Raw genomic sequence first — 13,993 nt, forward strand, 5'->3', positions numbered from 1 at the left:
CACGACGACGCTTTCAGTCCTCGAATGCCGGCGGATCGGGCCGCTGATGCGGCTCGGCGCCTTCGATGGGCTGGTTGTCCTCCGCGGGGATTTCGCGTTCGACCTCGACGCGATCCTTGTCGATCAGGCCCGGCGCCTCATCGGTTTGCTCCGAAGGCAGGCCCTTTCGCGGCGGCGACGCCGCTCTGTTTAAGTCGCCCATCTGCTCCTCCGCCGGCCGCCGCGACGCCTCAGTGTGAATTGGCATCGCCGGTCAGATGCTTCTCGATTTCCCACACCGGATGCTTGGTCAGATCCTTGTTGATCTCGGCCACGATACAGGCCTTCACGTCGGCATGGAAAGCGTCGCGCAAGTCGGCAAGGGTCCTCGGCGGAGCCACCACCACCAGCGCCTGCACCTTCCGCTCGCGGATCACCTGCTCCAGGGCGGCAGCAACCTTTCGTGCGAAATGATGCTCTTCGATGTCGTGCCAGTCGGTCGGCGCGACGGTGCTTCTTTGGCCCGATTGCGAAGCCTTGCTGACGCGGCCCGGGCGCTCGGTGCCCTGGTCATGGCTGGTCGGATGTTCCTCCGCAAAGACCGTCTCGGTCTTGAGATTGGGAAATTTTTCATCGCCATCGTTGCGCAGGAACAGGGCCTTGCGGCCATCGCCGACGAACACGAAAGCATTATGCGGGATCTTGAGGTTGTTCATGTGGTCCTCTCGGAAACTCTGGCTCTCGCCAGCACGTTAGTTCAATAACGCTAGGGCCGCCGCAGTTTTCCGGCTTGATCAGCATCAAGGCGCGCGGGGGAAAACATTCTTATGTCGGCGCCCTTTCCCGATTGCAGGAGCACGGAGCGGACCTTCCATCAGGTCAACTAACCCGCATGCGAATGCCCCGCCTTGACTTGCCTCGATAGAACCAGAATTTCGCTGCTTCCGTCGCGGCAATGTAGCCGATGACGATCACAATGACGGCACCCATTTGGAGGGCTGAGAGCGGCACAAAACCGAACACCGCACCCGGGGACCCGAGGAACGGGATCGCGAGAGTGGCGACGGCCACCGCAAGCGTAGTCCACAACAGTAAGCCGCTGGGCCTGCTGCGAAACGCGGGTTTGTGCGTCCGCAGCACAAGCACGACGGCAAGTTCAGTCAGCAGCGAGACTATGAACCAGAACGTCTGAAACGTGGGTTGATCGGCATGAAAGACCAGGAGCAGCACAGCGAATGTCACGAGGTCGAACACCGAGCTGATCAGCCCAAAGACCACCATGAAACGCTGAATGTCCCCGATGTGCCAGCGCTGAGGCTGGCGGACGCGGTCGCGATCGACATTGTCGCTCGAGATCGCGATCGACGGCACGTCGGAAAGAAAATTGTTCAGCAGAATCTGCTTGGCCGCCAGCGGCAGGAATGGAAGCAGCGGCGCCGCCAGCGCCATGCTCAGCATGTTCCCGAAGTTTGCGCTGGTGGTAATCGAAATGTACTTGAGCGTGTTGGCGAAGGTCCGCCTCCCGTCCTCGACCCCAACGCGCAGGACGTCGAGATCGCGGCTCAGCAGGATAATGTCGGCGCTCTCACGGGCGACATCCACGGCCTCCTCGACCGAGATGCCGACATCGGCGGCATGCAGGGCCGGCGCGTCGTTGATGCCGTCGCCGAGATATCCAACCGAGTGGCCGGTTTTCTGCAGGGCACGGACGATCCGCTCCTTCTGCTGGGGATCGATTTCCACGAAGAGATCGGTCCGCGGCGCGAGGTGCCACAATGCCTCATCCCGGAGTTTCCCGAGGTCGCTGCCGGTGAGTATCGACTTCGCATTGAGGCCTACGGCTGCCGCCAGATGTGCCGTCACAAAGCGGTTGTCTCCACTTATGACCTTGATGCGAATACCCAACCGGGCGAGATCCTTGATCGTTCGTTGAGCTTCCAGCTTGGGCGGGTCCAGGAAGACGAGAAACCCGCGAAAAGTCATGCCTTGTTCGTCATCGCGACCATAGCGCGGCCTGGCCGCGACCCTGCGGGTCGCCACCGCCAGCACCCGGAACCCCTCGGCCCCCTTGGCTTGAAAGACCGCATCGAGTTGAGCGCGCAATTCGATCGTGAGCGGGATATCGACGGCATCCCGTTCGAGCGATGAGCAGTTGTCGAGCACGTTTGAGAATGCGCCCTTGGTAACGATAAGGTGCTGCGTCGGATTGCCGTCTTCCGCCACGACGATGGTCAGCCGGCGGCGAAGAAAGTCGTAAGGGATTTCGTCAATCTTCGTAAAGCCCTGCGTCGTCAGGCCCGCGGTCTTTCCTGCAGCTATGATCGCGGCATCAAGCGGATTGTCGATACCGGTCTCGAATGCCGCATTGAGAAAGGCCAGCCGGCTGACCTCCTGAGATGACCTATTTTCAGGGTCGAGGACGCCATTGAGAACAATGGTTCCCTCGGTCAGCGTACCGGTCTTGTCGGTGCATAGAATATCCATGCTGCCGAGGTTCTCGATGGCTTCCAGGCGGCGGACGATGACGCCGCGCTGGCTCATGGCCCGGGCGCCGGCGGACAGGGTGACGCTGACGATCGCCGGCAACAGTTCGGGCGACAGACCGACCGCAAGCGCAACGGCAAACAGGAGGGACTCGATTACCGGACGACCGAGAAGCAGATTCACGGTCAGGACGAACAAAACGATGACGACCATCGCACGGATCAGAAGGTATCCGAATTGGCGCACGCCGCGCCCAAAATCCGTCTCGGGCTCGCGGGTTCTGAGCCGTGCCGCGATCGCCCCGAACGCAGTATGGTGACCGGTTTCGACAACGAGGACCTTCGCCGTTCCGCTTCGCACCGACGCGCCGAGAAAGACTGCGTTGGTCCGGGCCGGGAGCGCGGCCTCCGGCTTGACGATCCCGGGCCGCTTTTCGACGGGAAAGGATTCTCCCGTCATGCTGGCTTCGGTGACCAGGAAATCCTCCGCTTCGATCACCAGTCCGTCAGCGGGAATCAGATTGCCTGCCGACAGCAGGATCAGATCGCCGGGCACGACAACGCTCACGGGCACAACCAGTTCAACGCCGTCCCGCATGACGCGGCACGTCAGCGCCAGCCGCTGCTTCAATTCCTCGACCGCCGTCGATGCCCGGTATTCCTGAAAGAAGCCGAGCAGCGTGCTTCCGACCACGATCGCCAGAATGATGGCCGAGTCTACCCATTGCTGTAGCAGCAGCGAAATTGCAGCGGCAAATATCAGAATGAGAACGAGCGGGCTCTCGAATTGGCGCAGAAGCAAACGCAGTGCGCTCAGCTGCGATTCTTCTTCAACGCTGTTGGGGCCGACCAGGCGAAGCTTTGCCGCGGCGGCCTCCGACGGAAGGCCTCCGGGGCCAGACCCTAACGCCGCGCTGAGCGCGGCGGCATCCTGGCTCCAATAGGGGGCATCAATGCCTGGACTGCTCATTTCGATCCTGGACTCAGACTCTGCTGGAGCTTGGCAGCGCCGGTTCCCGGAAAATCCCAAAAGACTGGATTTCGCAGACGCTCTACGGCTCCTCACGCCGCGGCCTTTCAAGCAGTCGCCTTCTCAGCTTCCCGCCCGGCAACCGGGCGCAACGGCGCGAATTCCTCCACGGTCAGGGTCTCTCTGGCGATCAAGAGTTGCACGCCGGCATCGAGATCGGCCCGCCGCCTTTCGAGAATGGCGCGCGCGCAGGCGTCGCCCGCCTCGATCAAATCGCGCACGGCCAGATCGATCTCGCGCCCCGTCGCTTCCGCGGCGCTGACGACCGTATCCTGAAGGGACGGCAGGAAGGCCTGCGGCCGGGGCGCATAGGTTCGCTGCCCCACTTTCGCATCCATGCCGTATTTCGTGACCATCTCGACGGCGATCTCGGTCGCCCGCTGCAGGTCGTCGGCCGCACCAGTCGAGATGTCGCCATCGAAGATCAGCCGCTCGGAGGCGCGACCGCCCATCAGCACGGCGATGCGGTTCTTGAGTTCGCTGGCCGAAAGCAGAAAACGGTCTTCGGTCGGTCGCTGCATGGTGTAGCCGAGCGCGCCGACGCCGCGGGGAATGATCGAGACTTTCTGCACGGGATCGACGCCCGGCAGGCTCGCGGCGACGAGGGCGTGACCCATCTCGTGATAGGCGACCCTGCGGCGCTCCTCCTTGCTGAGCACCCTGCTCTTCTTCTCGATCCCGGCAACGATCCGCTCGATCGCGATCGTGAAATCGTCGAACGACACCTCTTCGGCATTGCGTCTGGTCGCGGCGATAGCCGCTTCGTTGATCAAATTGGCGAGATCGGCGCCGGTGAAGCCGGTGGTGAGAGCCGCGACCTTGTCGAGATCTACATCCTTGCCAACACGTATTTTCCGGACATGCACCTTGAGAATGGCGACACGGCCGCCCTTGTCCGGACGGTCCACCAGCACCTGCCGGTCGAACCGTCCTGCCCGCAGCAGCGCGGGATCGAGGATTTCGGGCCGGTTGGTCGCCGCCAGCAAGATAACGCCCGCTGAAGGGTCGAAGCCGTCGAGTTCGGAGAGCAGCTGGTTCAGAGTCTGCTCTTTTTCATCGTAGCCGCCGAAGGCGCCGGGCGCGCGGCTGCGTCCAAGCGCGTCCAGTTCATCGATGAAGATGATGCAGGGCGCGGCCTTGCGCGCTTGATCGAAGAGGTCGCGGACCCGGGCGGCGCCGACGCCGACGAACATCTCGACGAATTCGGAGCCGGAAATGGAAAAGAACGCCACCCCGGCCTCGCCGGCCACGGCGCGGGCGAGCAAGGTCTTGCCGGTGCCGGGCGGTCCGACCAGCAATATCCCTTTGGGCACATGGGCGCCAAGCCGACCGTAGCTCTTGGGATCTTTCAGAAAGGAGACCACCTCCTGCAGTTCGAATTTTGCTTCGTCGACGCCGGCGACGTCGGCGAAGGTGACCTTGGTGTCCTTCTCGACATAGACCTTGGCCCGCGACTTTCCGATCGACATCAGGCCGCCAAAACCCTGGCGATCCGCCAGCCGGCGTCCGAGGAACACCCAGATCAGGTAGAACATCAGCCCGGGCACGATCCATGACAGAATGGTCTGGAACAGCCCGCCCGACGGAACGCCGGTGACCTGAACGCCCTTGGCCTCCAGCTTTTCCGCCAGCGCCGCATCGACGCGCGCGGTGACGAAGGCCGACTTGCCGCTCGGCAACTTGTCCTTCAGTTTTCCATGGATGGTATCCTGGCCGACGGCAACCTCGGTGACATGGCCCTGGGCGACGAGCTGCTCGAATTCGCTGTAGGGAATGGTGTCGACGGTATTGTAGGTCGCCAGAATCCATTGCAGCAGCAGCATGCCGATGCTGGCGGCGAAAATATAGCCAACGGCAATGCTCTGCTTGCGTGACGATGGGTCCGATTCCATTTCATTCTCCGGCCGGAACTCTCCTGAGATTTCTACCAGCCGCGGGTTCCGGCCGCTTGCTCTGGATCAATTGGCGCGATCTCGTGGCGTTTATGTAGATTTTGAGGCGTCTTGATACCGCCCGGCGTCGCATCGAACGTGGAGGGTTGGCTTGCCCTACCTGACAGTCGAAGACCTCCCCCCACCGATCCAGGCCCATCTGCCGCTGCATGCGCAGGAAATCTATCTCGGCGCCTTCAATAGCGCCTGGACGCAGTATGCGGATCGCGGTCCCGAACAGCGCGAGAGTACCGCGCACCGCGTTGCCTGGGCGGCGGTCAAACGCAAATATGAAAAATCCGGCGACCGCTGGATTCCACGCGAGTCCGACTGACGGCCGACACCTGAACCCGGCGGCTGGCCCCCGCCGCGCATCCCGATTGATCCCGATCAACATCCCCATCGCCGAACGATGCGACTGACCGCCAACCAAGGAGGCGAGATCATGATTGGCATCACGTTGAGTTCGGAACAGATTCGCACCGCTCCCCCGGAAGTCCGGCGCTGGATCGAGCGCGAGGTGATGACGTCCCTCGGATTGCAGGCGCCACCGGCAGAGAACGGCAAGCCCCATGCCGAGCATCTGGCGGTCTGCAGCGAAGAACACGCTGCCGCCATCCTGTCCCAGATTCAGGGCGCACTGCCTGCCGTCAACGTGTTCTTCGAGTTCGGCCGCCAGGGCGCCGTCTTCGGCCAGCCCAACATCGAGGCGTTCCGGCTGATCGACATCGCCCACCATGTCCGTCTGCCTGATGCGGCTCAGGTCGTGGCCTGCCTTGACCTCATCAACCAGGCGTTCGGTCGCGCTTGCGGCGATGCGAGCGCGAAATTCTGCGGCTTCGACCGCGAAGGCCACTGCTTCATCGCGGCAGAAACCCAGCAAAATATCCTGCGGCTGTGGCAGAAGGTGATCGCCAGCCAGCAGCTCGCGCGCCAGGGCCAGCAGGAGCATGCGCCGGCCCGAGGGCTTACCGGCGCGGTCTCCAGCGCGGAGGCAGAAACGGAGGCGGAGCGGCCCGACAAGGAAGCGGGCATCGCAGACTAGCGCCGGCCTGCACTCTCAGGCGATCGAAGTCTTTCCCTTGACCGGAAAGCGCTTCAGGGTTTCCACGACCTCTTCATCCCCGACCTGCCGGAAGTCCCGATAGAAATAGCCGATCGCGCCAAACAATTCCGGCATCTCCAGGCAAATCAGGGCATCGACTTCCGCGCGCAATCGCTCGATCGTGTCGGGGGGAGCCACGGGAACGGCAAGCACCAGTTCCTTCGGTTTGCGGTTACGGATGGCCTGCAGTGCCGCCCGCGTCGTCGCGCCGGTTGCGATGCCGTCGTCGACGATGATGACCACCTGCCCCGCAATCGGCGCCCGGGTACGTTCTCCCAAATAGAGCTTGCGCCGGCGTTCGATCTCCGACAGTTCCTCTGCGCACACCGCGTCGAACTCTTCCGCTGTCGTGCCCGAAAGCTCAATCACCTCCTGATTGCGAACGACAATCGGCGCCGGGCCGTCCACCACTGCCCCCATCGCCAGCTCCGGTTGGGACGGCACGCCGATCTTGCGAACAAGGACCAAGTCGAGGGGAGCATCCAGCGCCTCGGCAACCTCTGCCGCGACGGGGACGCCACCGCGGGGCAAGGCGAGAACGACGACATTGCGGCCCTTATAAGCCGAAAGCGCTTTGGCCAATCGGCGGCCGGCATCCGATCTGTCCCTGAATGTCATCATCGATGTGCATCCGATTTGCGATTGCCAGCGAGATGGCGCTCGAACCAGTCCGCGGCGAGTTCAATAACGGCATCCAGCGCGCCGGCTTCCGGAAAGAGATGCGTTGCGCCCGGCACGATCTCGATCGCCTTTTCGGCTTCAAGACGCTGCAGCGCCCATTGGTTGAGTTCGATCACGCCGAAATCCTCACCTCCGACGATCAGAAGCGTCGGCGCCTTCACGTCGGCCAGGATGTCACCCGCGAGATCGGGACGTCCGCCGCGCGAAACGACGGCGCCAATGTGGTCACCGAGCACGCCTGCCGCCACCAGCGCCGCCGCCGCGCCGGTGCTGGCTCCGAACAATCCGATTGGCAGAGCGCTCACGCCCGGCTCGTCGCGGGCCCAGCGCACCACCTGCGTCAGCCGCTGCGCCAACAGCTTGATGTCGAACACATTGCTGCGCTCGGCCTCTTCTTCGGGCAGCAGCAGGTCGAACAACAAAGTCGCCATGCCCCGGCGGTTGAGCGCTTCCGCAACCTGAATATTGCGCGGGCTGAAGCGACTGGAACCGCTGCCATGCGCGAAGATAATCAGGGCTTGAGCTTGCGCCGGATGCCTCAGGGTACCTGCCAGGCCAAGGGGTGGGATCTGCACATCACGGGCGAAAGCGGTCGATGGACCCTTGTTTCCATCTTCGCCGCTGGATGCCGGGGCTCGATGCATGACCGGTTCCCTCCGTTTCAAGAAAAATGCTATCCCCCGGCCCGGTACCGGTCTTGATCAGCATCAAACCGGACGGAATAGATCGAATTAGGTTTTCAACAATGAAGCCTTTGCAAACGCTACCGGAGGCCGGCAGATATCCTTGTGATCAAGCCGCACCTACGCTCGGCGACAAGGTGCGGTTTCTCAGCCAGTCGGCATCGTATTCCAGCGCGCCAGCGCCAGTGGTCACCCGCGAGACCCACATGTCCTGGGTCTTCCTGGCCGGGAATCGCGTTTACAAGCTCAAGAAGCCGGTTCGCTTCGCCTATCTCGATTTTTCAACCCTGGAACGGCGCGCGGCCGCCTGTCGTGCGGAATTCCTGCTCAACCGACGGCTCGCCCATGACGTCTATCTCGACGTCGTCCCGCTGACCATCTCGCCATCCGGTCTCGCCATCTCCGGCGACGGACCGGTGGTCGATTGGCTGGTGGTGATGCGCCGGCTCGAGGAAAATGCGACGCTGGAGGAGGCTTTGCGTGGGGGCTGGCTCAAGCCCCAGCAGGTCGATCGGGTCGCGGCTCGGCTCGGCGCGTTTTACGCGCATGCGCCCCGGGTCCAGCTCGACCCCGAGCAGTATCTTGCCGGATGGCAGAAGGCGCTCCGGGACAACTGCCGTGTGCTGTTCGACGCCCGCCTCGGCCTTCCCCAAGGGCGCGTGGAGCGGATCGCTCAGGTCCAGCGCGGCTTTTCCGCGAAACGCGCCGCGCTGCTGCTGGCAAGAATTCGCGCGCGGCGATACGTCGATGCCCATGGCGACCTTCGCCCCGAACATATCTGGCTCCGCGACGGTGTAACCATCATCGACTGCCTGGAATTCGACCGAAATTTGCGGGCGCTCGACCCCCTCGATGAGATCGCCTTCCTGCATCTGGAATGCGAGCGCCTCGGCGGCCTGTGGGCGGCCGAGCGGATCAGGCGGCATCTGGCGCGTGCCCTCGATGACGACGCCCGTAGCGGGCTTTTCCTGTTTTATCGCAGTCATCGGGCGATGCTGCGCGCGCGCCTGTCGATCGCCCATCTGTTCGACGCCAATCCTCGCACCCCCGAGAAATGGCCTCGCCAGGCCCGCATCTATCTCGAGCTTGCGGCAGCCGATGCCGCGCGCCTCGAACGTCTTCTCGGCGATGGCCGCAAGGCTCGGCCAAGCCGCTGAGACCGCCTTCAGAATACCAAGAGATCGCCGAGCGCCTTGTCTTCATGGAGCCGGCGGATCGCCTCCGCCAGCAGCGGCGCGGCCGGCACGATATCGAGCTTGTCGCGCACCGGGCCGGCGGGCAGCCGGAACGGCGGCACAACGTCGGTGGCAATGATGCGATCGATGGCCGGATCGGCGAGTGCCGTTTCGGCCCCCGGCATGAACAGGCCATGGGCAACGCAGGCCACGACCCGACGCGCGCCACGGGCACGCGCGGCCCGCGCCGCCCGCACCAGCGTGCCGCCGGTACTGATGAGGTCATCGACGATGATGCAGGTGGCGCCATCGACGTCACCGACGAACAGGTCGCCGGAAACCACCCCGCCGCTGCGGCGTTTTTCGGCAAACGCCTTGCCGATCGGGCGGCCCAGCACGGCTTCCAGCGCTTCCCGCAGCAAGTCCGCCCGCTTTCCGCCTCCCTGATCCGGCGAGATCACGGAAAGCGGCTCGTTGCCGACGGTGGCCTTGATCCGGTCGATCATCAACGGCGCCGCAGTGAGCGCAACGGCGCGGCAATGAAACGCATTCTCGAACGCCGTCTCGTTGTGCACTTCGAGCGTGATCACGGCATCGCAGCCGATCGCCTCGAATAGCGCCGCGACGTAACGTGTCGTCACCGGATCGTTCGCCTTGGTGCGGCGATCCTTTCGCGAATAGCAGAGATAGGGCGCGACCGCAGTGACCCGCCGGGCGCCTGCGTCTTTCAATGCCCCGATGAAAAACAGCAGCCGGCAGAGCTTGTCGTTGGCGCTTTGCTCCGGTCCGCCATGAAGGCTGTGGATCACGTAAACGTCGGCGCCGCCGACGGGATCGAGCGGCCTTGCCTTGTGCTCGCCGTCCTCGAACTCCCGCTCCTCATGCGCGCTGAGGGAATGGCCGAGGATATTGCCGATCTCGCGGCCGAGCTCGTCGGTTCCGTTCAAGGCGAACAGCCGAAGCAGACGGTGACTTGCAACCGGCCCGGCGGCAGCGGGCGACCAGGTCTTATTTTCCATCACACGCCATCCCAATCTTCAAACGAGAGTGACGGGCCGGCACCAAGGATCGGCCCGATTCCAGCGAAAGTCCGGCTCTGGATTGTCATCTTTGATAGGCATCGGATCGAACCGGCGCTTGATTTGGGTCAATAACATCCCGGCCGGAGCGCCGATCAGTTGCGATCAATCAATTCGGCGTGCGGCCGACATTTGGCAAAAAGCCGAGCGCGACCCTATCTAGCAATTGAATGTGGACGGGAGAGACATGAATGCCCCCCAAGGACCCCATCAACTGGATGCTGTCCGACGCCATCGAGACGCTTGCCCGGGCCGAGCGTCTACACCAGCAGTTTTTGAATCTGCAGCCCTTGGTCGGCTCGCGCGAGCCGAGTTGGGAGCCGCCGATCGACGTGCTGGAGACCGACAGCGAGGTGCTGATCTTTATCGCCCTGCCCGGCGTCGACCCCAATGAGGTGAAAGCCGTGATCGACCAGGGAATCCTTGTCGTCAGCGGACACCGGGTGCTGCCTCCGGAACTGCGTAACGCGCGGATCCTCCGTCTCGAGCTGCCGCAAGGGCACTTCGAACGGCGCATCAAATTGCCGCTCGGCCGCTACACCATCACCCGCTTCGCCGCCAACGGCTGCGTCGGCTTGCGCCTCGCCAAGTCCTGAGGAATGTCCATGTCGGTCAATGATAGCAACGCCCCCGCCTCCGGCCCAGCCTCCAAGCAACCGGTTTCGATACCTTCGGACGCTCTCATCATCGTGCCGGTGCGCAACACCGTGCTGTTTCCGGGGGTGGTGTTCCCTATCACGATCGGCCGGCCGCAATCGGTCGCGGCCGCCCAACAGGCCGTGCGCGAACAGCGGCAGATCGGCCTGCTGTTGCAGCGCGATCCCGAGGTGAACGAGCCCGGCCCCGACGATCTCTACCGTATCGGCACGCTCGCGAATATCGTGCGCTACATCACCGGCCCCGATGAAACACACCATGTCGTCTGCCAGGGCGTCCAGCGCATCCGGGTACTCGATTTCCTGCCGGGCACGCCGTTCCTCGCGGCCCGTGTCCTGCACATCCCGGAGCCCACGGCGAGTTCGCCGGAAATCGAGGCCCACTTCCTGAATCTGCAGCGGCAGGCGATCGAAGCCGCCGAGCTGTTGCCGCAAGCGCCGCAGGAATTGATTGCCATGCTGCAAGGCACCACTTCACCCTCGACACTGGCCGACCTTGCGACCTCCTACATGGATATCAAGCCGCAGGAGAAGCAGGAGATCCTCGAGACCGTCGACCTTGCGCTTCGCATGGACAAGGTTTCGCGGCATCTGGCCGAGCGCATCGAAGTGCTGCGGCTCAGCGCCGAGATCGGCAAGCAGACCAAGGCGACGTTCGACGAGCGCCAGCGCGAGGCGATCCTGCGCGAGCAGATGGCCACCATCCAGCGCCAGCTCGGCGAAGGCGACGGCAAGGCGCAGGAGGTCGCGGAGCTGAACGAAGCCATCACCAGGGCCAAGATGCCGCCGGAGGCGGAAAGCCAGGCGCGCAAGGAGGTCCGCCGTTACGAGCGGATGCCGGAGGCGGCCGGCGAAGCCGGCATGGTCCGCAGCTATCTCGATTGGCTGATCGAATTGCCCTGGAGCCTGCCGGAGGAAAAGCTGATCGATATCGCCGGTGCGCGGCGCATTCTCGACGAGGATCACTATGGCCTCGAGAAGATCAAGAGCCGGATCGTCGAATATCTCGCGGTCCGCAAGCTGGCGCCGCAGGGCAAGGCGCCCATTCTCTGTTTCGTCGGCCCGCCCGGCGTTGGCAAGACCTCGTTGGGGCAATCCATCGCCCGCGCGATGCAGCGGCCGTTCGTGCGCGTCAGCCTCGGTGGCCTCCATGACGAGGCGGAAATCCGCGGTCATCGGCGCACCTATATCGGCGCATTGCCCGGCAACATCATCCAGGCAATCAAGAAGGCGGGCGCGCGCAACTGCGTCATGATGCTCGACGAGATCGACAAGATGGGGCGCGGCATTCAGGGCGACCCTTCGGCCGCCATGCTGGAGGTGCTCGACCCCGAGCAGAACGCCACCTTCCGCGACAACTATCTCGGGGTACCGTTCGATCTGTCACGGGTGGTGTTCGTGGCCACCGCCAATATGCTCGACAGCATCCCGGGGCCCCTGCTCGACCGCATGGAGATCATCAGTCTCGCCGGCTACACCGAAGACGAGAAGCTGGAGATCGCGCAGCGCTATCTGGTCCGCCGCCAGCTCGAGGCCAACGGGCTGAAGGCGGAACAGGTCGAGATCGACGCGGATGCGTTACGGCTGATCATCAAAGGATACACGCGCGAGGCTGGCGTCCGCAGCCTGGAGCGCGAAATCGGCAAGGCCTTCCGCAACGTCGCGGTTCAGGTTGCGGAAGGCAGCGCAAGCCGGGTTGCCCTCACCACCAAGGATATCGCTGATGTGCTTGGCCAGCCCCGATTCGAAAGCGAGATCGCCATGCGTACCAGCGTGCCCGGCGTCGCCACCGGGCTCGCCTGGACCCCGGTCGGCGGCGACATCCTCTTCATCGAAGCTACCCGCACATCGGGCAAGGGCGCGCTGATCCTGACCGGCCAGCTTGGCGAGGTCATGCGCGAAAGCGTGCAGGCGGCGTTGACGCTGGTGAAGAGCCGCGCCGCGCAGCTCGGCATCGATCCCGCGCTGTTCGAAAAGAGCGACATCCACGTCCATGTCCCCGCCGGCGCTACGCCAAAGGACGGACCAAGCGCGGGTGTCGCCATGTTTACCGCCCTGACCTCGCTGCTTACGGATCGTACGGTCAGAAGCGACACCGCCATGACCGGCGAGATTTCGCTGCGGGGCCTCGTGCTTCCGGTCGGCGGCATCAAGGAAAAGGTAGTTGCCGCCGCCGCCGCCGGACTGACCCGCGTCATGCTGCCGGCGCGAAACCGGCGGGACTTCGATGACATTCCGCTGACTGCCCGCGAGAAGCTGGAGTTTATCTGGCTCGAGCGGGTCGACGACGCCATCGCCGCGGCGCTGGAAGCCAAGGCCGCGCCGGCTACCGCAGCTTGACCTGAATCAACGACAGCAGCGGGGCCTCGCCCTTAAATGAAAATATTATTGATGGAGATTTGCCATGCTAGTCCGCGATGTCATGATTTCGCCGGTCATCACCGTCAAGCCCTCCACGACCGTGGAGGAGGTCGCAAGACTGTTTCTGGATAAGAGAATCAGCGCGGCGCCGGTATTGGACGACACCGGCAAGATAGTCGGCATCGTCAGCGAAGCCGATCTCCTGCATCGCGTGGAGGCCGGCACGGAGCGACAGCGCTCCTGGTGGCTTCAGGCATTTATCCAGAACGACACGCTCGCCACCGAATATGTCAAGGCTCACGGCCGCAAGGTCTCGGATGTCATGACCCGCAGCGTCATCGCTACAGCTCCCGATACGCCGCTTCACGAAGTCGCTACCTCCATGGAGAAGAACGCAATCAAGCGATTGCCTGTCCTGGAGAATGGTCAGCTTGTCGGTATCGTCAGCCGATCCAATCTGCTTCAGGCGGTGGCTACCGGGCGCAAGCTGATCGAGATGACGCCGTCCGACCAGGACATCCGCGAGCGTATCCTCTCCAGTCTGAGGAAAGAGCCTTGGGCTCACACGGGACTGCTGAACGTCACCGTATCCGATGGCGTCGTCGATCTCTGGGGTGTTGCGGAATCGAAGGCCGAGCGCAAAGCCATCAAGGTCGCGGCGGAAGCCGCTGCCGGCGTCCGGGCAGTGAATGACAATTTGGTGACGTACTCAGGCGGCACATGGGCCTGAACTAGGGTCGCCGCCGGCAACCCGTTGCCTCCGGCGGCGCACTTCTATGCCTTATGGGTCTTGACCCTTCCCTCCATGCGCTGAGTAGTGTCCTGCAGTT

13 protein-coding genes are annotated in these 13,993 nt (G+C 63.4%); 6 read left to right on the forward strand and 7 right to left on the reverse strand.

Features of this window, described 5'->3' with window-relative positions; genetic code table 11:
* Positions 1–13: 13 nt before the first annotated feature.
* The 4 genes from KMZ29_RS15265 to ftsH form a co-directional block, all read right to left on the reverse strand.
* Positions 14–202: a hypothetical protein gene (locus KMZ29_RS15265; protein WP_215620031.1), complete on the reverse strand. Its 189-nt coding sequence runs from the start codon at positions 200–202 to the stop codon at positions 14–16.
* Between the two features lie 28 nt (positions 203–230).
* Positions 231–695: a baeRF12 domain-containing protein gene (locus KMZ29_RS15270; RefSeq protein WP_215620032.1), complete on the reverse strand. Its 465-nt coding sequence runs from the start codon at positions 693–695 to the stop codon at positions 231–233.
* Positions 696–858: 163 nt separating this feature from the next.
* A complete protein-coding gene (gene mgtA / locus KMZ29_RS15275; RefSeq protein ID WP_215620033.1) occupies positions 859–3,432 on the reverse strand; it encodes a magnesium-translocating P-type ATPase in 2,574 nt (857 codons plus the stop codon).
* Between the two features lie 107 nt (positions 3,433–3,539).
* Positions 3,540–5,384: an ATP-dependent zinc metalloprotease FtsH gene (ftsH, locus tag KMZ29_RS15280; RefSeq protein ID WP_215620034.1), complete on the reverse strand. Its 1,845-nt coding sequence runs from the start codon at positions 5,382–5,384 to the stop codon at positions 3,540–3,542.
* A 151-nt stretch (positions 5,385–5,535) separates the two neighbouring features.
* On the opposite strand from ftsH, the gene KMZ29_RS15285 reads away from it, so the two are divergent.
* Both KMZ29_RS15285 and KMZ29_RS15290 read left to right on the forward strand, forming a co-directional pair.
* Positions 5,536–5,757: a ChaB family protein gene (locus tag KMZ29_RS15285; RefSeq protein WP_215620035.1), complete on the forward strand. Its 222-nt coding sequence runs from the start codon at positions 5,536–5,538 to the stop codon at positions 5,755–5,757.
* A gap of 111 nt (positions 5,758–5,868) precedes the next feature.
* Positions 5,869–6,468 carry a hypothetical protein gene (locus tag KMZ29_RS15290; RefSeq protein ID WP_249779699.1) on the forward strand — a complete coding sequence of 200 codons (600 nt, stop codon included), beginning with the start codon at positions 5,869–5,871 and terminating at the stop codon, positions 6,466–6,468.
* A 15-nt stretch (positions 6,469–6,483) separates the two neighbouring features.
* On the opposite strand, the gene KMZ29_RS15295 is transcribed toward KMZ29_RS15290, so the two are convergent.
* Together KMZ29_RS15295 and KMZ29_RS15300 are read right to left on the reverse strand one after the other, a co-directional pair.
* The gene (locus tag KMZ29_RS15295; protein ID WP_215624281.1) at positions 6,484–7,146 is read right to left on the reverse strand and encodes a phosphoribosyltransferase; all 663 of its coding nucleotides are present in this window, start codon (positions 7,144–7,146) and stop codon (positions 6,484–6,486) included.
* Entirely contained in the window at positions 7,146–7,853 is a 708-nt protein-coding gene (locus KMZ29_RS15300; RefSeq protein ID WP_215620036.1) for a dienelactone hydrolase family protein, read from the reverse strand. Before KMZ29_RS15300 ends, KMZ29_RS15295 begins: the two co-directional genes overlap by 1 nt.
* A 53-nt stretch (positions 7,854–7,906) precedes the next feature.
* Here KMZ29_RS15300 and KMZ29_RS15305 point away from each other — a divergent pair, with 53 nt between their 5' ends.
* Entirely contained in the window at positions 7,907–9,049 is a 1,143-nt protein-coding gene (locus KMZ29_RS15305; protein WP_249779700.1) for a hypothetical protein, read from the forward strand.
* An 8-nt stretch (positions 9,050–9,057) separates the two neighbouring features.
* Here the strand turns inward: KMZ29_RS15305 and KMZ29_RS15310 are convergent, their stop codons facing one another.
* On the reverse strand, positions 9,058–10,086 hold the full coding sequence (locus tag KMZ29_RS15310) for a ribose-phosphate diphosphokinase (protein WP_215620037.1): 1,029 nt from the start codon (positions 10,084–10,086) through the stop codon (positions 9,058–9,060).
* A gap of 251 nt (positions 10,087–10,337) precedes the next feature.
* Here KMZ29_RS15310 and KMZ29_RS15315 point away from each other — a divergent pair, with 251 nt between their 5' ends.
* The 3 genes from KMZ29_RS15315 (at position 10,338) to KMZ29_RS15325 (ending at position 13,893) form a co-directional block, all read left to right on the forward strand.
* Positions 10,338–10,742, forward strand: coding sequence for an Hsp20/alpha crystallin family protein (locus KMZ29_RS15315; protein ID WP_215620038.1), 405 nt, complete (start codon positions 10,338–10,340; stop codon positions 10,740–10,742).
* A 9-nt stretch (positions 10,743–10,751) separates the two neighbouring features.
* Positions 10,752–13,142, forward strand: coding sequence for an endopeptidase La (lon, locus tag KMZ29_RS15320; RefSeq protein ID WP_215620039.1), 2,391 nt, complete (start codon positions 10,752–10,754; stop codon positions 13,140–13,142).
* A gap of 64 nt (positions 13,143–13,206) precedes the next feature.
* The gene (locus KMZ29_RS15325; protein WP_215620040.1) at positions 13,207–13,893 is read left to right on the forward strand and encodes a CBS domain-containing protein; all 687 of its coding nucleotides are present in this window, start codon (positions 13,207–13,209) and stop codon (positions 13,891–13,893) included.
* Positions 13,894–13,993: the final 100 nt, after the last annotated feature.

Origin of the sequence: Bradyrhizobium sediminis (assembly GCF_018736085.1) — a bacterium.
Classification (GTDB): domain Bacteria; phylum Pseudomonadota; class Alphaproteobacteria; order Rhizobiales; family Xanthobacteraceae; genus Bradyrhizobium; species Bradyrhizobium sediminis.